General features: G+C 38.2%; 21 protein-coding genes. 10 read left to right on the top strand and 11 right to left on the bottom strand.

Translation table 11 applies throughout. The features are described 5' to 3' along the window. Positions 1-84 precede the first annotated feature (84 nt). On the top strand, positions 85-1,338 hold the full coding sequence (locus HWX04_RS04395; RefSeq protein ID WP_175868996.1) for a CCA tRNA nucleotidyltransferase: 1,254 nt from the start codon (positions 85-87) through the stop codon (positions 1,336-1,338). Between the two features lie 197 nt (positions 1,339-1,535). Here HWX04_RS04395 and HWX04_RS04390 read toward each other — a convergent pair whose 3' ends face one another. Continuing rightward, the gene (locus HWX04_RS04390) at positions 1,536-2,012 is read right to left on the bottom strand and encodes a tRNA (cytidine(34)-2'-O)-methyltransferase (protein ID WP_175869004.1); all 477 of its coding nucleotides are present in this window, start codon (positions 2,010-2,012) and stop codon (positions 1,536-1,538) included. A gap of 570 nt (positions 2,013-2,582) precedes the next feature. Here HWX04_RS04390 and petA point away from each other — a divergent pair. The 4 genes from petA (at position 2,583) to HWX04_RS04370 (ending at position 5,830) form a co-directional block, all read left to right on the top strand. Continuing rightward, positions 2,583-3,131: a ubiquinol-cytochrome c reductase iron-sulfur subunit gene (gene petA, locus HWX04_RS04385; protein ID WP_175868995.1), complete on the top strand. Its 549-nt coding sequence runs from the start codon at positions 2,583-2,585 to the stop codon at positions 3,129-3,131. Positions 3,132-3,135: 4 nt separating this feature from the next. After that, positions 3,136-4,392 carry a cytochrome b gene (locus tag HWX04_RS04380; protein ID WP_175868994.1) on the top strand — a complete coding sequence of 419 codons (1,257 nt, stop codon included), beginning with the start codon at positions 3,136-3,138 and terminating at the stop codon, positions 4,390-4,392. Beyond that, positions 4,386-5,279 carry a cytochrome c1 gene (locus HWX04_RS04375; RefSeq protein WP_175868993.1) on the top strand — a complete coding sequence of 298 codons (894 nt, stop codon included), beginning with the start codon at positions 4,386-4,388 and terminating at the stop codon, positions 5,277-5,279. Before HWX04_RS04380 ends, HWX04_RS04375 begins: the two co-directional genes overlap by 7 nt. A gap of 110 nt (positions 5,280-5,389) precedes the next feature. Continuing rightward, positions 5,390-5,830: a PRC-barrel domain-containing protein gene (locus HWX04_RS04370; protein WP_175868992.1), complete on the top strand. Its 441-nt coding sequence runs from the start codon at positions 5,390-5,392 to the stop codon at positions 5,828-5,830. A 154-nt stretch (positions 5,831-5,984) separates the two neighbouring features. Here HWX04_RS04370 and ychF read toward each other — a convergent pair whose 3' ends face one another. Next, positions 5,985-7,088: a redox-regulated ATPase YchF gene (gene ychF / locus HWX04_RS04365; protein ID WP_175868991.1), complete on the bottom strand. Its 1,104-nt coding sequence runs from the start codon at positions 7,086-7,088 to the stop codon at positions 5,985-5,987. A 251-nt stretch (positions 7,089-7,339) separates the two neighbouring features. Here ychF and HWX04_RS04360 point away from each other — a divergent pair, with 251 nt between their 5' ends. Further along, entirely contained in the window at positions 7,340-8,080 is a 741-nt protein-coding gene (locus tag HWX04_RS04360) for a L,D-transpeptidase (protein ID WP_175869003.1), read from the top strand. A 402-nt stretch (positions 8,081-8,482) separates the two neighbouring features. Here the strand turns inward: HWX04_RS04360 and pth are convergent, their stop codons facing one another. Further along, on the bottom strand, positions 8,483-9,064 hold the full coding sequence (gene pth, locus HWX04_RS04355) for an aminoacyl-tRNA hydrolase (protein WP_175868990.1): 582 nt from the start codon (positions 9,062-9,064) through the stop codon (positions 8,483-8,485). Positions 9,065-9,146: 82 nt separating this feature from the next. After that, entirely contained in the window at positions 9,147-9,767 is a 621-nt protein-coding gene (locus tag HWX04_RS04350) for a 50S ribosomal protein L25/general stress protein Ctc (RefSeq protein ID WP_175868989.1), read from the bottom strand. A 286-nt stretch (positions 9,768-10,053) separates the two neighbouring features. Here HWX04_RS04350 and HWX04_RS04345 point away from each other — a divergent pair, with 286 nt between their 5' ends. After that, positions 10,054-11,553, top strand: coding sequence for an ATP-binding protein (locus tag HWX04_RS04345; protein ID WP_175868988.1), 1,500 nt, complete (start codon positions 10,054-10,056; stop codon positions 11,551-11,553). On the opposite strand, the gene HWX04_RS04340 is transcribed toward HWX04_RS04345, so the two are convergent. The 4 genes from HWX04_RS04340 to lgt all read right to left on the bottom strand — a co-directional run bounded on the left by HWX04_RS04340 (position 11,550) and on the right by lgt (position 15,691). Continuing rightward, a complete protein-coding gene (locus tag HWX04_RS04340; RefSeq protein WP_175868987.1) occupies positions 11,550-12,482 on the bottom strand; it encodes a ribose-phosphate pyrophosphokinase in 933 nt (310 codons plus the stop codon). The genes HWX04_RS04345 and HWX04_RS04340 overlap by 4 nt on opposite strands. A gap of 483 nt (positions 12,483-12,965) precedes the next feature. Next, positions 12,966-13,679: a peptidoglycan editing factor PgeF gene (pgeF, locus tag HWX04_RS04335; RefSeq protein WP_175868986.1), complete on the bottom strand. Its 714-nt coding sequence runs from the start codon at positions 13,677-13,679 to the stop codon at positions 12,966-12,968. A gap of 79 nt (positions 13,680-13,758) precedes the next feature. After that, positions 13,759-14,838, bottom strand: coding sequence for a class I SAM-dependent methyltransferase (locus tag HWX04_RS04330; protein ID WP_175868985.1), 1,080 nt, complete (start codon positions 14,836-14,838; stop codon positions 13,759-13,761). After that, positions 14,813-15,691, bottom strand: a complete 879-nt coding sequence (gene lgt, locus HWX04_RS04325; protein WP_175868984.1) for a prolipoprotein diacylglyceryl transferase — start codon at positions 15,689-15,691, stop codon at positions 14,813-14,815. Before lgt ends, HWX04_RS04330 begins: the two co-directional genes overlap by 26 nt. Positions 15,692-15,995: 304 nt before the next feature. On the opposite strand from lgt, the gene HWX04_RS04320 reads away from it, so the two are divergent. Then, positions 15,996-16,253 carry an accessory factor UbiK family protein gene (locus tag HWX04_RS04320; protein ID WP_175868983.1) on the top strand — a complete coding sequence of 86 codons (258 nt, stop codon included), beginning with the start codon at positions 15,996-15,998 and terminating at the stop codon, positions 16,251-16,253. Positions 16,254-16,637: 384 nt separating this feature from the next. Continuing rightward, on the top strand, positions 16,638-17,138 hold the full coding sequence (locus HWX04_RS04315) for a type III secretion system chaperone family protein (RefSeq protein ID WP_175868982.1): 501 nt from the start codon (positions 16,638-16,640) through the stop codon (positions 17,136-17,138). A 46-nt stretch (positions 17,139-17,184) separates the two neighbouring features. Here the strand turns inward: HWX04_RS04315 and HWX04_RS04310 are convergent, their stop codons facing one another. Further along, positions 17,185-18,525 (bottom strand): sensor histidine kinase, encoded by a 1,341-nt coding sequence (locus HWX04_RS04310; RefSeq protein WP_175868981.1) that lies wholly within the window; start codon positions 18,523-18,525, stop codon positions 17,185-17,187. Between the two features lie 8 nt (positions 18,526-18,533). Then, entirely contained in the window at positions 18,534-19,238 is a 705-nt protein-coding gene (locus HWX04_RS04305; protein WP_175868980.1) for a response regulator, read from the bottom strand. Between the two features lie 143 nt (positions 19,239-19,381). Between HWX04_RS04305 and HWX04_RS04300 the strand changes: the two genes are divergently transcribed. Then, positions 19,382-20,032 (top strand): MBL fold metallo-hydrolase, encoded by a 651-nt coding sequence (locus tag HWX04_RS04300; RefSeq protein ID WP_175868979.1) that lies wholly within the window; start codon positions 19,382-19,384, stop codon positions 20,030-20,032. A 65-nt stretch (positions 20,033-20,097) separates the two neighbouring features. Here the strand turns inward: HWX04_RS04300 and HWX04_RS04295 are convergent, their stop codons facing one another. Continuing rightward, the gene (locus tag HWX04_RS04295) at positions 20,098-20,901 is read right to left on the bottom strand and encodes a BA14K family protein (protein WP_175868978.1); all 804 of its coding nucleotides are present in this window, start codon (positions 20,899-20,901) and stop codon (positions 20,098-20,100) included. Positions 20,902-21,317: the final 416 nt, after the last annotated feature.

The raw sequence follows: 21,317 nt of genomic DNA, 5'->3' as shown, positions 1-21,317 counted from the left end.
GTTTTATAAGGGATGTTTTAAAAATTTTATTTTATGAAGAGAGTTTTTGAAAACAATGAAGACAACTTTTTTAAAGGTTAAAGGGTGAATATAAGGCAGAACTTCAAACAGGTTGCGTGGTTACAACAAAGTGATATTCAAACACTTCTTCGTATTTTATCTTTAAAGGGGGAAGAGGCGCGTATCGTAGGGGGGGCGGTGCGCAATCAACTATTAGGGCAGCCTATTAGTGATATTGATATTGCGACAACCTGCTTACCGCAACAGATTATTACGCGTGTAGAAGAAGCAGGATTTAAAGCTATTCCTACAGGGATTGCGTTTGGTACAATAACAGTGATTGCGCATTCGTGTTCTTATGAGGTCACAACACTTCGCAGCGATATTGAAACAGATGGTCGTCATGCAAAAGTAGCATTTGGTCGTGATTGGAAAAAAGATGCTGAACGGCGTGATTTTACCATTAATGCGCTTTATTGTGATGCTGCTGGCAACCTTTATGATGATGTAGGAGGTTTGAGTGATATTGCGAGCCGAACAGTTCGTTTTATCGGTGTTGCAGAAAATCGTATTAGCGAAGATTATTTGCGTATTTTACGTTTTTTTCGCTTTTTTGCGTGGTATGGAGCAGGGCGACCTGATGGGCAAGGATTGAAAGCATGTGTTCGTTTAAAACACGGTTTAAAAAAACTTTCTTCTGAGCGCATTTGGGCAGAAATGAAAAAGCTTCTTTTAGCTTCTGATCCAACACGCGCTCTTTTGTGGATGCGACAAAGCAGAATTTTGTCACTCATTTTCCCTGAAACAGAAAAATGGGGCATTGATGCAATTCATGCATTGGTGAAAACAGAACAGACGCTTGGCTGGAAAGTTGATCCATTTTTACGGCTAGAAAGTCTTCTTCCTCCTGATCCTATACGTCTTGATAAAATGGCACAGCGCTTGCGTTTTTCCCATAAGGAAACAACAAGGTTAAAGGAATGGGCAGAGTTAGGGATAATAAGCCAAAACTGTTCTGATCATTTTGTGCAAAAACTGATTTATTTTCATGGGCGACAGCCGGTTTTAGATCAATTATCCTTGTCTGTCGCTGCATCACATGTCGAAGCTCTAGAAAAAAGTGATGTTGTGCAAAAAACAGAAGATTATCTCAGACTTTATCAGCTTGTTCAAAAATGGCAGATTCCAACTTTCCCTATTAATGGTAACGATTTAATAAAAAAGGGTTTTTCGAAAGGTATCCTTTTAGGAAAAAAGCTTAAAGAACTAGAAATGATATGGGTTGAAAGTGGATTTTTAATGGATCGTCATGCATTATTAGAAAAAATTGATTTATAATATGGCGAGTATAAACTTGGTATTTTTAAATTTTTAAGCTAAAATATGCATTATAACAATATGTTATCATTATGCATATAAAATTAAGAGTATCGAATATTGTAAGGTTATCTTATTTCAAATCTATTCATATTACATCAATCAAAATGATTGCCTTTTGATCATTCTATTAAAGCTTTGATAAAATTGTTGTGTTTTTATAGATCGCAGTTTCCTTCATAATAACCAATTTGGCGTAGTGCTTCTCCTGTTGTTATGGCTACGCTCATGGCGAGATTGAGAGAGCGTGCTTGTGGTTGCATGGGAATTTTCAACGTGTAATCGGCAGATTCATGAACATAATCGGGAACACCAGCTGATTCACGACCAAAAAGTAAAACATCATTTTTTTGATAGCATATCTGCGTATAGCATGTTTTTGCTTTTGTACTTAAAAGCAACAGACGGAGGTTAAAGTGTTTCATAGAGCTTATAAAATGTTGCCAATCAATGTGTCGTTCTAAGAAAGCATATTCGAGATAATCCAAGCCTGCGCGTTTGAGATTACGATCCGACAGATTAAAGCCTGCGGGTTCAATAATGTGCACATGTAAACCAAAACAAGCACTAAGACGTAAAATCGTTCCGGTATTACCAGCAATATCAGGTTGGAAAAGAGCGATATGAAGTGTCATGTTCTCTGTAATATGATTTTTTTCAACTTTGTAAAGAAGTGCCATAATTTATTCGAAAAAATATGGTTGAAAAATGTGTGATTTTTGCATTTAGCTTTTATGCACTTTAAGTTTCAGGGAAAAAGTTACGGTCAAAGATTTGTTTGAGACAAGAGGGAATCTCCTGATGAGGGGTTTCATTTGATTGAGCGATACATGGAATGGATTGGCTCATTATGGTGAAAAGTAGAATATTTAATGAGGTTTGGTTATTCATTTGGACTGAGATTTGACCATAACAAAAAAATTTTTTTCTTTAAGGGGCCATTTTATCAAGCAAGGGAAAGGTTTTGATTGATTGAATAGGAACAGAGGTTTGAAATACAAGAAACTTAAGGTATTTTGGCTTCTTATTCACTCTTTAAAAGATAAATTATCATTAAACTCGTTTTTTGTGTCAATCACACAAATGGTAGAAGTTTTCTGCAGGGATATTTTTATGGGTTAAAACAACGGATTGATCAAGCATTGTACAATGGGTGAGGGTATGATAAAAAATATTTTGGTAAAGTATATCTTTAAGTGAAGGTGATGGGTGAGCAAACGAGGCGGGATTTTCTGTTTTTGGTAACAGCTGTTGCAGGAGCAGTTGGAATGGGGATTGTCGGGTGGCCTTTTATTCGTCAATTGCGCCCAGATGAGGCTGTTTTGGCATCTTCTTCTGTTGAGATTGACCTTTCTGGTATTGAAGAGGGGATGTCGGTGACGGTAAAGTGGCGCGGACAGCCTGTTGTTATTCGAAACCGTACGGCAAAAGAAATTGCTGATGCGCGCGCTACGAATTTAAGTCTTCTAAAGGATCGTCAAGCGCGCAATCCTAATCTTGGAGGTGAAGAAGAAGCGACGGATTTTGCACGTTCAGCAGGCAAAGGGCGTGAAAACTGGCTTATTGTCATTAATCTTTGTACGCATTTAAGCTGTGTAACACTTGGGCAATCGGGGAAATTTGGAGGGTGGTTGTGTCCGTGTCATGGGTCTGTTTATGATACCGCTGGAAGAGTACGCTCAGGTCCAGCAAATTATAATTTGACTATTCCTCCTTACCAATTTCTTTCTGATACTTTGCTCAAAATAGGATAAGGTCATGACAAGGTTTCCTCCTTATTGTCCTAAAAGTGCTCTTGCCCGTTGGTTTGATAAGCGTTTTCCTCTTCCTCGTTTTTTTTATAATGCATTTGTGATTTTTCCTGTTCCGCGTAATCTTAATTACTTTTATACATTTGGCGGTATTTTGACCATGATGCTGTTATCACAGCTTTTGACGGGTCTTGTCTTGTCACTGCATTATGTTCCAGATATTCATTTGGCTTTTGAAACGGGTGAACGATTTCGGCGTGAGGGGCAGTTTGGATGGCTTTTTCGTCCATGGCATAGTGTAGGCTCTTCGTTTTTTTTTATTGCCGTTTATATCCATTTGGCACGCGGACTTTATTATGGTTCTTATAAAAATATGCGAGAAATGGTGTGGGTCACAGGGATTTTTATTTATATCATCATGATGGCAATTGCATTTTTTGGTTATGTGCTTGTTTGGGGGATGATGTCTATTTCGGCCGCTTCAGTGATTGCAGGACTTTTAAAAACGATACCTTTGGTAGGGACATGGTTGCATGAGACACTTCTTGGTGGTTATGGCGTAGGACAACCAACATTGAATCGTTTTTATGTTTTTCATTATGCTTTATCATTTGTTTTGCTTCTTTTTGTGGGGCTTCATATTTGGGCAATCCACTGTGTTGGGCAAGGGAATCCAACGGGTCTTGCTATACAATCGGATGAGGAAACGGTACCATTTTCACCTTATGCGCTTATCAAAGATATTTTTGCCATTACTGTTTTTCTGATCTTTTTTACTTGGTTTTTATTTTATATGCCTGATTATATGGGGCAAGCTGAAAATTATAGCGTGGCCGATCCTTTAAAGGCACCGTTTCGTGTGGTCCCAGAATGGTATTTCTTGCCTTTTTATGCGATGCTGCGTGCTATAACTTTTGATATAGGTCTTTTTTCTTCAACTTTTGTAGGCTTTGTTCTCTTCGTCAGCTCGATACTCGTGTTAATTTTTGTTCCGTGGTTAGATCGCTCTAAAATATGTTCGGCAAGGTATCGACCTGTTTATAAAATTTTCTTTTGGGCATTGGTTTTTGATGTTGTTTTTCTTGGTTGGCTAGGGGCAAGAGAAATAAGTGACAGAATTCTTTTATGGACGCAATTGGCTACGGTTTATTATTTTATATTCTTTTTGGTTATTTTGCCGATTTTGCCGACGTTTGAAAAAAGTCGTTCTCTTCCTTCTTCGATTATGCAAGATCTGAAACAGGAAAAAAAGAGACTATGGTAAATGTTTTTGTAGGACTGATTGTTATTGTTGCTATGAGCTTTTCTGTTCAGAGTGTGGACAGTTATGCCTCTGAGCGATTAGATCAAGAGGAAGAACGTATTTCTTTTCCTTTACAGATTCCTAAAAAACAAGAATGGAGTTTTTCAGGACCATTTGGATTTTACGATAAGGCGCAATTGCGGCGTGGATTAAAGGTTTATAAACAAGTTTGTTCCAGCTGCCATGGGCTAAAATATGTGGCTTTTCGCCATTTAAAAGCTCTCGGGTATGATCAAGAACAGATTAAAGCTTTGGCGGCACAATATGAGGTGCGTGATGGTCCTAATCGAGAAGGAAAAAATTTTAAACGTCTAGGGGGCGCAACAGATTATTTTCCCTCTCCCTTTATGCAGGAAGAAGAAGGAAAATTTGCTTTAAATGGTACTGATCCTCCGGATTTATCATTGATGGCACGTGCACGTGGTGTATTTTTGCCGTTTCCTGCTTTAATTACGGATGTATTAACCCATTATGATACAGCTGGCCCAGATTATATTACAGCTCTTTTAACAGGATATCAGGAAGCGCCAAAGGAAGTAGAAATTGTGGATGGTTATTGGTATAATCCTTATTTTATTGCAGGTAATTCTTTAACCATGGCTCCTCCTTTGAGTGATGGTGTGGTGACTTATGAAGATGGGACCCCCCAAACGGTTGAATATTACGCGCGTGATGTTTCTGCTTTTTTAATGTGGGCTGCCGATCCTCATATGGAAATTCGTAAGAAAACCGGTTTTCGTGTTATTTTATTTTTAATCATTTTTGCAGGGCTTATTTATATTTTAAAAAATCGTATTTGGTATGATTTGGAGGAAAAAACAAAAGGCGAAATAAAGAGAAAAGGATAAAGTGACGGCTCTTGAAAGAGTAGAAAGTATAAAGAGTATAAGGAACAAATCTGTTTATGATGCATTGAGGTTTTATAAAGTAAAAGCAAAGTAAAAACGGAGATGTTAAAATGAAAAAAATTGCATGTACTACTCTTATGTCAATTTTGATGGTTTCTAGTACTTATGCTCAGTCTTTTGAAATACCTTCTAAGCCTGAAATGATTTCTTCAACAGGTATCGTGCAGGTAGGGATCGATAAGTCTGTGCGTTATGTGACACCTTTGGCAACGGATTTTGTTGCTTCCAGCCTTATAGGCGCCAATGTCTATAATATAGAAGACGAAAATATTGGTGAAGTAAAAGATATTATTTTGCGTGAAAATAATATTGCAGGGTTTGTGATAGCTGTTGGTGGTTTCCTTGGCATAGGGGAGAGTTATGTGGTCGTTTCTCCAGAAACAATCCAGATGACAAATGATTATGGTAAGTGGAAACTTATTACAAATGCGACAAAGGATTCTTTAAAGGATGCTCCAACATTTAAATATGAAGGGCATTGGGCACGCTAATTTAATGTTTCCATTCTTTAATACAAAGAAGTTGCTACCATAATAATATGGTAGCAATGATTTTTTGTTGAGGAAATCTTTGGGAGTTTTGGCGACAAACTTTCATGGATTTATTACAAAATCTTCAAGATAAAATATTAATGCAGAGTGCAGATTAAGTATTATGTTTAAATAACATGATATCACCATCTTGCACAATGTATTCTTTTCCTTCATCGCGGGCTTTTCCTGCCTCTTTTGCACCGCTTTCTCCCCCCAGAGCAATATAGTCATCGTAGCTAATGGTTTGGGCACGAATAAAGCCGCGCTCAAAATCGGAGTGAATAACGCCGGCAGCTTGGGGAGCTTTTGTACCACGCGTAATTGTCCATGCTCGTGTTTCCTTCGGTCCGCAGGTGAAATAAGTAATGAGATCAAGTAAATGGTAACCAGCGCGAATAAGGCGATTTAAACTTGGTTCAAAGAGTCCTAGAGCATCGAGATATTCTGATGCTTCAGCATCACTCAATTGTGTGATTTCCGCTTCGATAGAAGCAGAAATAATAATGCTTTGCGCATTTTGCTCTGTTGCCATTTTTTCAACTGTTTGGCTAAAGCTATTTCCATGAGCGGCATCATTTTCGCTTACATTGCAAACATACAATACAGGCTTGGAAGTTAAAAGATTTAAACTCTTTAGAATGTGGTGTTCATCTAAAGAGATATCTTTGAGTAATAACCGGACAGGATTTCCCTGTTGCAGGATATTTAATGCTTTTTCCATAACGGGTAGAATTGTGAGTGCTTCTTTATCTTTTCCAGTTGCTCGCTTACGGATTTGTGCGATTCTTCTCTCAAGACTTTCTAGATCCGCCAGCATGAGTTCAGTTTCAACTGTTGTTGCATCAGAAATAGGATCAATACGTCCTTCTACGTGGGTGATATCTTCATTTTGAAAACAGCGTAAAACGTGGATAATGGCATCGACTTCGCGAATATTGGCTAAAAATTTGTTCCCTAAACCTTCGCCTTTTGAAGCGCCTCGTACAAGCCCCGCAATATCAACGAAATTAATGCGTGTAGGAATAATTTCTTTTGAACCTGCAATTGATGCAATTTTTTCCATGCGTAAATCTGGAACAGCAACTTCACCGGTATTGGGTTCAATGGTACAAAAAGGATAATTGGCAGCCTGTGCAGTGGCTGTTTTTGTTAATGCATTAAAAAGAGTTGATTTCCCAACATTAGGTAATCCGACAATACCGCATTTAAAGCCCATGAGAGTCTTTCTTTTCCGTTGATTTTATAGTCAATATAAAACTTTTTTATAGCATATTTTCAGAAGAGTTATAGTCTTTGTATTGCGATAAGTGAGAAAAAAGTCTACAGCAACAAATAATCTGTTTTTTTAACCTTTTAAAGTTCTTCTTAGCTTACTAATTAAGAAAACTTCAAGTTAATGTTAATAGTGTGCTAAGTTTTTCATGGTACGCAAATCTGCGTAAACAATTAATCGGAGAAAATAGAAGAGTGTTATCTCGTTATGTCTTTTTAATTGCAGAACTTTTAGCTTTGGCTGGATGTGCTACACGTCATTCAGATATGTCATCGGCTTCTTTTCAACAAGCTCGATACGTTCCACCAGAAATACAGGCTTTGTACGGTCCTGTAACGAATGAAACTTATTCGTTACCTGCTATTGATCTTGCGACAATTGATCCAAAGTTTTGGCGACAAGAAGTGATTTATTATACATCTTATCCACCTGGAACGTTGGTTATCGATACGCAAGAATGTTTTCTTTACCTTATTGGTGAAAATGGAAAAGCTTTACGCTATGGGATTGGGGTTGGTAAGGAAGGCTTAGCATTTGAAGGTGAGGGGGTTGTTCAGCGCAAGCGTCGGTGGCCAAATTGGGCTCCTACTGCAGCAATGATGGCTCGGGAGCCAGAACGTTATGGTCATTTGGGGAAAGGAATGCCACCAGGACCCGATAACCCATTGGGTGCGCGAGCACTTTATCTTTTCAAAAATGGAAAAGATACACTTTTCCGTATTCATGGCTCGCATGAAACTTGGTCAATTGGGCATGCTATTTCAAGCGGATGTATCCGTTTACTCAATCAAGATATTATTGATCTTTATGATCGTGTTCCCGTTGGTTCGCGTGTCGTGGTGTTGCAAAACAATAGCAGTGTGTCTACAGCCTATAGTCAACAATCAAATGGCTACGATCCGCTAGAGTCAACCATTCAGCCAAATGATTTTTAATCTAGGGAGAAGATTGGAGAGAACCATCTGAGTATTTTGGTTTGCTGTTCTAATCTTCTCTTTCTCCAAAAAGAGAGTATAGACCTCTCTTTTTCAAAAGGTATGTATAAATATCATTATTCTATTTGCCAGCTTCTCATGTTATCCTAACAGGCTTTACTTTGGAGAAGATTTATAAGAGACATTTTTCTTTCTTTTTTTAAGAGTTTTTGTCCGTATACCTCTACAACTGGTGATATGTATACCAATGGTTTTGATTGTTTCATTATCAATAGATTTGAAATGAATTTTATGTATTTGACGTTTTTATTCAGCTTAAAAAAATTAATTTTTATAAATCAAAATGTTATATAAAATTTTTATAGAGATAAGTTGATTTTTACCAATGAGAGAAATAAGCGATTAGGGTAAGTTCTTGTTTTTTATCGTTTGAGAAACTTCATTCATAAACAGAGATTTGTCACCTTTTATGAGGAGAGCAATATTTTTTGCAATGGTTTCTAAGAGAGGGGGCAACCATTCTTGATCAGATTTGGTAAAATTTCCTAGAACATGCTGATGAACAAGTTCTTTCCTTCCAGGATGACCAATTCCTATACGTATACGACAATAGTCAGTACCACAATGGGCATCAATAGACTTAATACCATTATGCCCATTATTTCCTCCTCCGATTTTTATACGTACTTTTCCTGGAGACAGATCTAACTCATCATAAATGATGATCAAATTCTTTAAATCTAATTTATAAAATCGCAAAGCTTCACCAATAGCTTGACCAGAAAGATTCATAAAAGTTTGCGGTTTTATAAGAAAAATTTTTTCATTATTTATGAAACCATTGGAAATTTCTGCTTGAAATTTCTTCGACCAAGGAGAAAAAGAAAAGGACTGATAAATTGCATCAACAGCCATAAAACCGATATTATGGCGGTTATTTTGATATTGTGAACCAGGATTGCCAAGACCAGCAATAAGCCACATGTGTACCTTCAGTCAAAATGTGAGGGGGGAGTGTCCCATAAATTAAGGCGGGAAAATTCCCGCCTGTTGAGTTTTATGAAGTTTACGCTTCGTTTTCATCCTTTTCTTGTTCGGAAGCGTCATCACTGACATCCATGCTAGCAGGAGCTGCAATGGTTGCAATGGTAAAGTCTCGATCTTGGATGATAGGTGTCACATCTTTTGGCAGTTGTACAGCTGAAATGTGAATAGAATCACCAATGGAGTAGCTGGAGAGATCAATTTCAATGGCTTCAGGAATAGCATTTGCTGGAGCCGTACATTCAATTTCGTGCCGAACGATATTGAGGACACCACCCTTTTTAAGTCCAGGTGCTATATCTTCATTGAGGAAGTGGACAGGAATATTCACTTCTACAACCGATTTTGCCGAAATACGTAAGAAATCGACATGGAGGGGAAAGTCACGCACAGGATCTAATTGATAATCTTTTGGCAAGACCATAATTTTTTGCTTGTCGAGAACAATCGTTGCAATGGTGGTCCGAAAGCCACCGCCGTGGATTTTGTAGAAAATTTCTTTATAGGGAACTGTTATGGCCAAAGGAGGTTGTTTTTCACCATAAATGACAGCAGGAATAAGACCGTTGCGGCGAAGTTCACGGGAGGACCCCTTACCAACCCGCTCGCGTTTTTCGGCCTTAAGAGTGTAGCTTTTACTCATAATTTAAGTCCTTTTTACATGATTGGAGATCCTTCAAAAACAATAACAGTTTTTGCATGGATATGAAGATATGCGCTAGAAAACAGCGATTGCTCCATTCTACGTTGCCTCCAAGGGTGTCTACGTAGAAGCTTGTTCTATAATTCAAACTATTCATAGATGCAAGAGTTGTGGGAAAAATCGATGATTTCTACCGTTAAAAAGGAGGAAATGTTACAAATTGCGGTATAGATGGAGAATCAACCAATAGGCGCTGATATGTTTAAAATCAAACACTGGAGATGTTATGAAGGTTGAGATTGCCTTGGGTGAGATGTCAGAGAGTCGTGCTTTACATAAATCAATGCCAGCACTTCTTGATTTGGAAGAGTTATTGGCGACACGTCTTCTTGTACAAGGTAATTCGGGTTCTGGGAAATCACATCTTTTACGCCGTCTTTTAGAGCAAAGTGCTAAGTGGGTGCAGCACTGTGTGATTGACCCAGAAGGCGATTTTGTAACTTTAGCAGATAAATTTGGCCATGTTATTGTGGAGGCTCAACGGAGTGAATTAGAGTTGACGCGTATTGCTCATCGTATTCGGCAACATCGAGTTTCGGTGGTATTTAATCTTGAAGGGTTGGATACTGAGCAACAGATGCGTGCTGTGGGGGCTTTCCTTGGTGCACTGTTTGATGTGGAACGTGATTATTGGTATCCTATGCTTATCGTTGTCGATGAAGCACAATTGTTTGCTCCAACTGCGGCAGGAGAAGTTTCCGATGAAGCTCGTAAAATTTCTCTGAGCGCTATGACCAATCTTATGTGTCGAGGACGTAAACGTGGTCTTGCTGGTGTTATTGCGACACAACGTTTGGCTAAGCTTGCTAAAAATGTTGCTGCTGAAGCTTCAAACTTTTTAATAGGGCGGACTTTTTTAGATATTGACATGGTGCGTGCAGCTGATCTTTTGGGAATGGAGCGTCGTCAAGCGGAAATGTTTAGAGATCTTGAACGGGGGCATTTTATCGCTTTAGGCCCTGCTTTATCACGACGTCCCTTACCAATTATCATTGGTTCTGTTGAAACTTTAGCACGCTCTTCTAGCCCTAAATTAATGCCACTTCCAACAGAGCGAGATGATATACAAGAACTTGTTTTTACGGCTTCACCAGAGGAAATTTTAACGCCCTTTAAACCAATACGAGAGCCAGTGAGAGAAAAATCAATGCACGAAATGTTAGAAGAAGTGGTGCATAAAAAAAAAGAGGTGTTGGAAGAAACCTTAAGTTTATTTCCTGAGTTTTCTGATGTTGAGCGAGAGTGTCAAGCAGAACATGTCATTCGGGAAATTCTTGAGGATCCTGAGGCTTTTTATCGTTCAACAGCGGTGCTTTATCAAGATTTTTCGGTTCGTTGCCGTATCCATGGTATGTCACAGGTTCCTTTTAATCTTTCACAATTTCGGCGTAAATTGGCGATTGCTCAAGCTTTTGTTGATGAACAAACGGCTGTCAGTGAACATTGGAAACATATTTTGAAGATATCAGAAAGTTTGGAAGATGATGTTCAAGGAGTCTTCTTGAATGTGGCACAGGCGGCATTGGGTGGAAAGCCATGCCCATCCGATGCATTTTTAGCCCGTCTTTATGGGACACATTCTTTAAGTCGTGCGCGTCGGCTTTTAACCTACTTTGAAGAGCGCGGTCTCATTGTTATTCATACGCATTTTAGTGGTCAACGCATTGTTGCATTTCCTGATCTTGGTGTCGAAACGGCACCAGGAGATCCCAAAGAACCACTTTAACCAAATAAGCTGGAAACGGATTGTTCTGCGGCTGTCCTAGCTATTGCTTCTCCAATGAGATCGGCTATGGGCAAAACGCGAATATTATGAGCTTTCTCAATAGCCCCTGTTGGCATAATTGAATCGGTAATAACCAATTCTTTCATTTCTGAATGGGTAATGCGCTCAATAGCGCTACCAGAAAGAACACCATGCGTAATATAAGCTGTGACACTATTGGCCCCGTGTTTTAAGAGAGCACTTGCTGCATTACATAAAGTTCCACCTGAATCAACAATATCATCCAGCAAAAGACAATCTTTCCCCGTTACATCTCCAATAATATTCATAACTTCTGATTCACCGGGACATTCACGACGTTTATCGACAATAGCAAGCAAACTGTTCAAGCGTTTGGCGAGCGAGCGAGCACGGACCACACCACCCACATCAGGTGAAACAACAATAACATTTTCAAGAGAATAATGCATTTTGACATCACGAGAAATGACAGGAACAGCATAGAGATTATCCGTAGGGATATCAAAAAAACCTTGAATTTGTCCCGCATGAAGGTCCAATGTTAAAACGCGATGGGCGCCTGCTTCAGTAATCAGGTTGGCAACAAGTTTTGCAGAAATGGGAGTCCGTGGTCCAGGTTTTCTATCTTGGCGGGCATAGCCAAAATAGGGTATCACTGCTGTGATACGGCGTGCAGAAGAACGACGAAGAGCATCAATCATGATGAGCAATTCCATCAAATGATCATTTGCGGGATAAGAAGTAGATTGCAAAACAAACACATCTTGTCCACGTACATTTTCATGCAATTCTACGAAAATTTCTTGATCAGCAAAGCGCTTTACAGTTGCCTTGCCTAAGGGTATGTTCAAATAATTTGTAACATCTTCAGCTAAGCGTGGGTTAGAATTTCCGCAGAAAAGTTTCATAATAGAACCTCTGAATAATCATGGTAGGAATGCGACACGGTTTTTAATTTCTTTTTATTAAATTGCAAGAAAACAATTACAAAAGCCTTACAATTTTATCGATTTTTGTTAAAGAGCTATGCGATATGTTTTCTCTTTTTCCAAAATTTTTGTCTCTTTTAGAGTTAATTACTGAAATTGTTAAGCAAAAACAAAGGATACGATCTATTTGCACGGGGGGGATTTGTAATAGAGAAAGATTTTTAATCATCCAGTTTAGCTTTTTCTTCAATTATTTGATTTAGAAAACAGCATCAATAATTACGTGTTAAAGGTCATTATAAGCAAACGTTGAAAAAAAGAGCTCGTTTTATTTCTCATAGCTACAGTTTTCGTATTTTGTAACGTCAATTAAGAATTATAAAGCATATTAGAAAAAGACTTACTTATTTTATTGGCATTGTTTTGTTTACGGTTTTGATCTTTTTGTGAGGAAAGAAATATTTATTTCAACATAATAGCGGAAATTTGCCGCCCATCATCCGGTTCGTTGCGGTGTATTGCACGTCGATAAGAAAAAAAATGCTGTTCATCTTGGTAGGTGCAAAGCTCCAAACAAGAAGCATTAATACCTGCTTCTTTGAGTTTATTGAGAATAAATGCCCATAGATTAAAATGAAAGTGATTGATTGTTTCTGTTTTTAAAAAATATTTTTGAAATTTGCTATGACGCTCAATAAATTGGTTGTAAAATTCACTTGTTACTTCATAGTGGCAAGGACCAATACAAGGACCAAGAACGGCTGTTATTGATTGCCTTTTGGCTCCCTGTTTTTCCATAACAGCAATTGTTTTTTCGATAATTCCATTTAAGCTTCCTCGCCAGCCAGCATGCGTTGCGGCGATGACCCCAGCTTGTGGATCAGCAAACAGTATTGGGCCACAATCTGCTGTAAGAATGCCGATTACAAGTCCGAGTGTGGTGGTAACGAGGGCATCTGCTTTGGGAGGCGCGCCAATAAAAGCTTGATTTACTACGACAACGTCAGAAGAATGTATTTGCTTAACAGTGATAAAATTTTGCGCTTCAACAGCAAAATAATCGGCGATTAAAATGCGATTTTGTGCAATATTCTCTTGGCGTGTGAAAAAACCATGCTTTATCCCGTGTAAGGCGGAAAGCTCTTTTGCAAGGATGGGGGACGAGACAGAATTCATAAAGGTTCCTTATAGGGATGGTTATTTTCAAAGGGAGAATGGTGGGAGAGAGGCACGGATTTGTCAATATTTAGGGTCATCAAAATTGAGGAGGTATAGATATATTTTTATCACTAAAATGTAAAACTTTAAAGAGTTTGCCCATTTGATCTGGACCAGCGAGCCGTTCGATATCGAGGCGGATTTTGTTTTGCAAGGAAGCATTTTTGCCCACTCCAAGCTGTTTTGCGCGTTCTAACAGCCCCATTTTTAAAAGAAAGTCTCCTTGTTCTAAGATTTCAGCAAAACAGCCCTGTTCAAGGGCTATATTTTTTAAAAAAGAAAAATCAACATGGGATGTTAAATCATGTTGACCTGGAGCTTCAAAAACATCACGAAATCTATGTTTTGAGAGTGCTTGCAGTGTATCGCCAAAGGCAAGATCACAAGCCCCATAATCAATAAGCAGAGCAGAACCTGTGACTTGTACTAAATGGTGACTGATTTGTTGCATGAATTGATGCCGCGAAGGCGCATGTTCAAAAATTGTTCCGTCAGGGACTTTAGAACCATAGGTTTGTAGACAAGAAGAGGGAAATTTATGCGGGGCAGCAATAAAGATAAAATCTCCCTCTTGATTGACTGTAATACGGCGTTCTTTCCATTCACCATTGACTTTAATATATTGATTGATGGGGAGTGTATCGAGGAATTCATTGCCAATGAAAAAGAGAGGTTTTGCAGGGACTTGATCAAAATTTTTAATACTGTGGATTTGTTTCTGATAAGGAGCAAGAGTTTTTTTTTGTTCTTTTGCGAGTTTTTTACTTGTTTCAATCAGAAAAATTTCAGCAGCATTAAATGCTGTTGTAGAAAGCTTTTGGATGGTTCGCAAAATGTCATCCATCAAAGTTCCACGTCCTGGTCCTATTTCAGCAAGAATAAAAGGCTGAGGACAACCATGGGCCTTCCAATTTGCAAGAAGCCAAATGCCAATCATTTCTCCAAATAATTGGCTTACCTCGGGTGCTGTTATGAAATCACCAGTGCGCCCAAAAGGTATTTGTGTTTGATAATAGCCAAATTGAGGGTCTGTGAGCGCCAATGTCATATATTCACTGACGGTAATAGGGCCATGAGATGCGATGATTTTTTTAATTTTTTCTTTGAGGGATTCCATTTTCGCTAGATTTGTCTTTAAACGCTTGAAGGAGGAGATAAAACCCTAAAAGAAGCATGGGAAGAGATAAAGCCATGCCATAGGTAAAGCCTGTAGAATGGAAAAGAGTAGAGAACCATTCAGGATCTTCTTGAGGAGCACGGTAAACTTCTGAGATACTGCGTGCTATTGCATAACCTATAATAAATATTCCTGATACAGTCCCGTGGCGTTTGAATGCTTTGCAGGTAAAAATAACAATGAAGAGAAGAATGAAGAGAATAAATCCTTCCATAAATGCTTCGTAAAGTTGGCTTGGATGGCGCGGTAAATAGTAAGGATCTAGGGGAAAACAAACTGCCCAAGGTTGTGTGGTAACGTTGCCCCATAATTCTTGATTGATGAAATTGCAAATTCGTACAATGCCGATACCGATAGGTGCACCGGCAGCAATGATATCAAACATGGCTCGTATGTTGATGTTATTTTTACGAGCGAACAAAATCATTGCAATGATAATGCCAATGAGACCACCGTGAAAAGACATCCCCCCATCCCATACGGCGATGATAGTACTTGGATGGTTAAAGTAATAAATAGGATCCCATACAAGGACTTGTCCTAAACGTCCTCCAACAACAATACTTATGGCAGACCAGACAACAAAATCTCCGATCTTCTCTTTATCCATAGGAGGGTGGTTTTTATGCCATAGAGATGATTTTTTTAATAATTTTTGCGCATACCACCAAGCAAAAAGAATACCCACGATGTAACCAAGTCCATACCAATGAAGTGTTATGGGGCCTAGCTGGATAATGACAGGATCAAGAAAAGACGGAAAAGAAATGGCTGGACAGACAAGATTGTTCATGAATTAAGCACTTTAACATTATATGAGATGGATATGGAGTGACTCTGATGGTCAGAAATGACAGATGAATACACAATGGTCAAGTCAGGAAGGAGACAAGTCAAAAAGGGGAATAGATTTCCACTAGTTTATCGTAATAAAAAATTATGATGGTAAAAGGAATATAAAAAATTTTAAACAAAATTATTATGAAGAAGCTGCATAGTAGGATAAAATAGGCTAAAAGGAACAAATTACAGTATCTAAATGTTATGAGAATACGTTATAGTGCGTGCATCAATATTAAAATTTAAGGAAAAATGTTATGCGTAATGGCTCAAACCGTATTCTTGATGAATTAGCAAAATTAGCAACAGATGCCGCTGACGTCGCGCAGGGTATACGACGTGAAGCTGGAACAGCTTTTCGTGTGCAGGCCGAAAAGATAGCCAATAAACTTGATCTTGTTTCACGTGAAGAATTTGAGACCTTTAAGGAGATGGTGCTGAAAATCCATGCTGATAATGCTGATTTGAAAAGGCGTCTTGATGATTTAGAAAAAAAGCAGGCACGAAAAAAGTAAAATAGTTTCTTTAAAAAAAGAAGCTTTTAAAAAATATCCCCAATTTTTCAATAGGATGCGTGAAACTAAAAAACGCTTAATCTTGAGTCTGTTAGGGTGGGAATTTCTTTATTTTTAATTTTTTTTGGGGGTAAAATACATTTTTTTGAATCAGGGGGGCTGGCGCTATGAAATTGTATCAATACACTGAAAAGACTTGATGATTCGTTTTATGACGATCAGGTTACCCTAAAGAGCGCGATTATGTTCTGGGGGGGGGTGTGTAGTGTTGATGTTTTTAATGTGTATTTGTTTGGTGTAAAGGTTCTGATTGTAACAAAATATTGTTACAATTTAAGTGGTTTATATTCTGTTTACCATGTTTTAAGAGGATTGAGGATTGTGATGAGGCTTGCATTTTGCGCCACAGAAAGAAAAGAGCATCCTGTTGACTTTATCGAACAGATTGCCTGTGAATATGATTGGTCATTTGAGCGGGATGCCCAAGATGAAATTAGCGTTTGTGTAGAAGGAAAACGGGCAAATTATCGTCTTGCTTTTTCATGGATGGAAGAGCATGAAGCACTTCATTTGGCTTGTTCATTTGATCTTTCTATTGAAAATGCTCGAACATCGGAAATACAACGTTTATTGCTAGCAATTAATGAAAAGTTATTGTTGGGACATTTTGATTACTGGCAAAGGAATAATTCTGTTATTTATAGACAAGGGCTTCTTTTGGCTGGTGGAGCGCATCCGTCTCATATACAAGTTGAAACATTGTTGATACACGCACTAAAAGTTTGTGAAAGTCATTATGTTGCTTTTCAGATGGTGGCTTTATCGGGAGAAAGCGCTTACAAGGCACTGCAATATACTTTATTTGAAACGATAGGGAGTGCCTAAAATATCAATTCTGTTATTTTTTACGGACGGTTTGTTAAAAGATTGCTCATAGAGGTATGTCAAGAATAGCACGCAAGCCCCCTAGAGGGCTGTCATCTAATTGAATGTTGCCTCCGTGGCTACGTGCTATGTCTTGGGCAATAGAAAGACCCAGTCCTGTTCCGCTTGCATCTTGATTGCGTGCTTTGTCGAGTCTAAAGAATGGTTTAAAGACCTCTGTACGCATATTTTTATGAATTCCAGGTCCGTCATCATCAATCGTCAAGATAAAGGATTCTTGTTGGCATATGGCTGTGAGTTTGATAGTTGTAGCATAACAAAATGCGTTTAATACAAGATTGTTAACTAGGCGTGTAAAGGCGCGTGGACGCACTTGTATTTGTGTAGGACCTTTAATGGTGTAGGAAAATTGACGTTTATGAAGGTTGGCATCGGTAGAGAATTTTTGCATAAGAGCATTTAAATCAAAAGTCTTGACACTCTCACTTCCTTCGCCACGGGCAAAAGCAAGATAACCTTCCAACATATTTTGCATATCACTGACATCTTGTTCAAGCAGTTTAATATCAAAATCAGTATTTGCTAATGCTAGCTGAAGTTTAAAGCGTGTAAGAATAGTTCTTAAATCATGACTTACCCCTGAAAGCATCATGGTGCGTTGTTCGATTTGCCGTTCAATCCGTTCACGCATGCGTAAAAAAGCAATGCCAGCACGACGAATTTCATCGGCTCCTTGTGGCTGAAATCCTGTTGGTAAAGGGCGACTACGTCCAAAACTTTCAGCTGCTTCAGCCAATTGTTGAATGGGTTTAATTTGATTGCGCAAGAAATAAATGGCGATTAGCAATAAAACAAGGGCTGTTCCTACCATCCAGCTTAAAAAAATAGCGGTATTGGAAGCATAAGCTTGGCTGCGTGGCGCAAAGACGCGCAAGATGTTGTGGCCAAGATGGATACGGATTTCAACAAGATCAGAATCCCCTACAGTATCAATCCAGAAGGGACGATTGATTTGGCGGGTGATTTCTTCACTGAGAAAATAATCAAGAATTGCAAAAAATGGTTTAGGTCCTAGAGGAGGAAGAGGAGCCGGTGGAAGAATAGCAATGTTTAATCCCATACGTTGTTGTGCAATACGCTTGATATCTTCATAGTTATCTTGTTGTGGGTATGTTTCAATAATATCAATAATGGCTGCAATATCATGCACGACAGCCGTTGAAAGACGCTCAGTTACCATTTGCCAGTGACGTTCCATAAAGACGTAAGCAATCACTGTTTGCAGGAGAACCATCGGCGCTATAATGATGATCAAAGAACGCGCATAAAGCCGTTTAGGCATCTTTTTCGTTAACCATCGAAAAAAAAATCTTAAAGGTTTGATCATTCTTGCGCCTATTCAATTGAGAGCTTATACCCTATTCCTCGTACGGTTTGGAGCCATATAGGCAATGCTGGATTTCTTTCGATCTTACGACGCAGGCGGTTGATTTGTACATCAATAGCACGTTCACTGATAGTTTTGTCATCCATTACAAATTGATGGCGTGGAATGATACTCCCTGCATTTTCAGCAAAAATGACCATCATTTTTTGTTCTTTATCGGTTAACTTAATAATTTCTCTCCCCCTTTTGAGTTCGCGCCGTGAAATTGAAAATATATAAGGCCCAAAAACGATTTGCTCAATTTTGGGTTGGTTAAGAGGAAAACCTCGTCGTAAAATGGCGTTGATACGAAGGAGAAGTTCACGAGGATCAAATGGCTTAGCCAGATAATCATCAGCACCTGCTTCTAATCCACGGATACGACTGTCTGTTTCTGATAAAGCCGTTAGCATGAGGATAGGAACATTTTTTGTTTGGCGGAGTGAATGGGTAAGGCTGATACCGTTTTCACCCGGCATCATGACGTCAACGATAAGAAGATCAAAATTTAAACTTGCCAAGAGTTGTCTTGCCTCATTGGCATTGGCTGAAACGGAAACACGAAATCCATTTTTAATAAGAAACTGAAATAAAAGATTGCGTATACGTGTATCGTCATCAATCACAAGAAGGTGAGGAGCATCGTCACACAAAACTTGAACATGATCGATCATTCTTTAAAACCTTGACAAAAATTTCATTTTTACAAAATTCAAGTTTACATAAGTTGCATAAAACTGTCGAGCAGGCTATTTTATCCTATAAAGTAGAAAATTCTTCTTTATAGGCGTGGAAATTTTCCTTTGAAAAGGGTATCATGAGTCATTTTAGTGCCCATATTATTCCGGTTACGGCTTTTCAACAAAATTGCACTTTGCTTTTTGATAATGAACAAAAAGTGGGGGTTCTCGTTGATCCTGGAGGTGATAGGTCTCAAATTCAAGCAGAGATCCAAAAGATGGATGTTATCGTTGAAGCTATTTGGATAACACATGGTCATTTTGATCATGTGGGAGCTGCAATGCAAGCAAAAGAAGCCCTTGATGTTAAAATTATTGGTTCACATCGTCATGATAAACCTGTGATGGATACAGTGGTTGAGAGTGCAAAAAACTATGGCATTACGGATGTGCGCAGTTGTATTCCTGATCAATGGTTAGAAGATGGCGATAGTGTTCATTTTGCTGGACATATATTCAATGTCTTTCATACACTAGGACATTCTCCTGGTCATGTGATTTATTTTAATGAAAAACAACGTTTTGCCTTATTGGGTGATGTGTTGTTTCGTGGTTCTATTGGACGTACGGACTTTCCTTTTTGTTCTCATAAAGAATTAATGAAATCGCTTCGAGAAAAGGTTTTGCCCTTAGGCGATGATGTTCGTTTTATTTGCGGGCATGGTCCTGGAAGTTCTTTAGGCTATGAGCGCCAGTGGAATCCTTTTCTTCAAGAGCTTAATACATAACCGAAAAAACACTTGAAAGCATTTTTTCGGTTACTTAAAACTTCTTTAGTAGAATATAATAGAAGTTAGTTCAATGGTGCATAACAAAAGTGATCCAGCCCATCATGGCCTCTAAAAGTACCGGTTTTTGGATTGAATGAACGGTATTTTTTCTTGCAATATTGAAGCCAATCATGGGATGACTGTTGCTGAAGCGGTTGATATATGGCTGTTGATTGAGTTTCATAAATAACTTGCTTTTGCGGAATTTGTTGATACACCATTTGATTCTGTGGTTTTTCTGTTTTTTTGAAAACCTTACTAAGAAGTGCACCGGCAGCAAGGCCAAGAACACCCAATACTAAAACATCCCCTGAGTTATCGAGAGCTCCAGGATTCGTATGTATATGGTGGTGTGTTGTTTTGTTGCGTTCGACATAATTATATGTTTTGCTTTCAATATGTTGCTTGCTTAGTTCTTGCCTTCTGTGGTCAAACTGATAACTAGGAAGATTATAAGAAACATGAGAAATATGAGAAGAGTGATGCTTTTCAATATGTTGCTTGCCCTGTTCTCGCTTTATATGGTTAATATGATGTTGGTGATGATGGTGTTCGGGATGATGATAGTAGTGATGGTGGTGGTGATGTTGTTGTTGGGGTTGTTTATGAGAAGGGGGATTTTTTTTAGGAGTAGAAGGTTTGTCAAAACCAGGATAAGAGAAATGACTATCCATTTTTTTCCTTATATCATCCATATGCTTCTCAATATAAGATCCAGGCATCGATTCTATATTCATTCCTAGATTCGCAAGTGCTGTGCTTAATGGTGCAAAAACAGTTACATTTGACATTCCCAATAATACCGCTAATTTGATCGTTTTTTTCATAGCGATGCTCCTTGTTGTATAATTCGCAATTTTTTTACGTTCTACACGTATCAAACTGAACACAGTCTGAACGATTTCTGATTTTATTTTAACAAAATGAATAAAAAGCCATTTGGTTGAATATCAGTATAAATATACATAAAATCGTGACAAAATTTTGTTTGCAAAATATACCCTATTTTGTTTGATTTATAATGTTGTATTGATAGTTTTTATTTTTGATTATTGTAATATAATTTGATGTACAATAATGCTTCTATCTTTTTTTTATTTTATAATCGTTTAAAATAAACGATAGAAATAGGAAAAATAAATATTACTCTTATTATTACAGATTCATATGAACATGATAAATTCTGTTTTTACTTGCATGATTTATAAAGAATGTTGTCTTGTTTAATGGCTTTGTAAGAGGC

This window comes from Bartonella gabonensis, assembly GCF_903679515.1.
Taxonomy (GTDB): domain Bacteria; phylum Pseudomonadota; class Alphaproteobacteria; order Rhizobiales; family Rhizobiaceae; genus Bartonella; species Bartonella gabonensis.
Note: the sequence above shows the minus strand (reverse complement) of the source record. Positions and strands in the feature narration are given on the sequence as shown.

Bases quoted from the DNA above. Each gene is read 5' to 3' on its own strand.
- HWX04_RS04390 (WP_175869004.1), bottom strand. From the start codon at position 2,012: ATGACACTTCATATCGCTCTTTTCCAACCTGATATTGCTGGTAATACC.
- petA (WP_175868995.1), top strand. From the start codon at position 2,583: ATGGGTGAGCAAACGAGGCGGGATTTTCTGTTTTTGGTAACAGCTGTT.
- HWX04_RS04380 (WP_175868994.1), top strand. From the start codon at position 3,136: ATGACAAGGTTTCCTCCTTATTGTCCTAAAAGTGCTCTTGCCCGTTGG.
- HWX04_RS04375 (WP_175868993.1), top strand. From the start codon at position 4,386: ATGGTAAATGTTTTTGTAGGACTGATTGTTATTGTTGCTATGAGCTTT.
- HWX04_RS04370 (WP_175868992.1), top strand. From the start codon at position 5,390: ATGAAAAAAATTGCATGTACTACTCTTATGTCAATTTTGATGGTTTCT.
- ychF (WP_175868991.1), bottom strand. From the start codon at position 7,088: ATGGGCTTTAAATGCGGTATTGTCGGATTACCTAATGTTGGGAAATCA.
- pth (WP_175868990.1), bottom strand. From the start codon at position 9,064: ATGTGGCTTATTGCTGGTCTTGGCAATCCTGGTTCACAATATCAAAAT.
- HWX04_RS04350 (WP_175868989.1), bottom strand. From the start codon at position 9,767: ATGAGTAAAAGCTACACTCTTAAGGCCGAAAAACGCGAGCGGGTTGGT.
- HWX04_RS04345 (WP_175868988.1), top strand. From the start codon at position 10,054: ATGAAGGTTGAGATTGCCTTGGGTGAGATGTCAGAGAGTCGTGCTTTA.
- HWX04_RS04340 (WP_175868987.1), bottom strand. From the start codon at position 12,482: ATGAAACTTTTCTGCGGAAATTCTAACCCACGCTTAGCTGAAGATGTT.
- pgeF (WP_175868986.1), bottom strand. From the start codon at position 13,679: ATGAATTCTGTCTCGTCCCCCATCCTTGCAAAAGAGCTTTCCGCCTTA.
- HWX04_RS04330 (WP_175868985.1), bottom strand. From the start codon at position 14,838: ATGGAATCCCTCAAAGAAAAAATTAAAAAAATCATCGCATCTCATGGC.
- lgt (WP_175868984.1), bottom strand. From the start codon at position 15,691: ATGAACAATCTTGTCTGTCCAGCCATTTCTTTTCCGTCTTTTCTTGAT.
- HWX04_RS04320 (WP_175868983.1), top strand. From the start codon at position 15,996: ATGCGTAATGGCTCAAACCGTATTCTTGATGAATTAGCAAAATTAGCA.
- HWX04_RS04315 (WP_175868982.1), top strand. From the start codon at position 16,638: ATGAGGCTTGCATTTTGCGCCACAGAAAGAAAAGAGCATCCTGTTGAC.
- HWX04_RS04310 (WP_175868981.1), bottom strand. From the start codon at position 18,525: ATGATCAAACCTTTAAGATTTTTTTTTCGATGGTTAACGAAAAAGATG.
- HWX04_RS04305 (WP_175868980.1), bottom strand. From the start codon at position 19,238: ATGATCGATCATGTTCAAGTTTTGTGTGACGATGCTCCTCACCTTCTT.
- HWX04_RS04300 (WP_175868979.1), top strand. From the start codon at position 19,382: ATGAGTCATTTTAGTGCCCATATTATTCCGGTTACGGCTTTTCAACAA.
- HWX04_RS04295 (WP_175868978.1), bottom strand. From the start codon at position 20,901: ATGAAAAAAACGATCAAATTAGCGGTATTATTGGGAATGTCAAATGTA.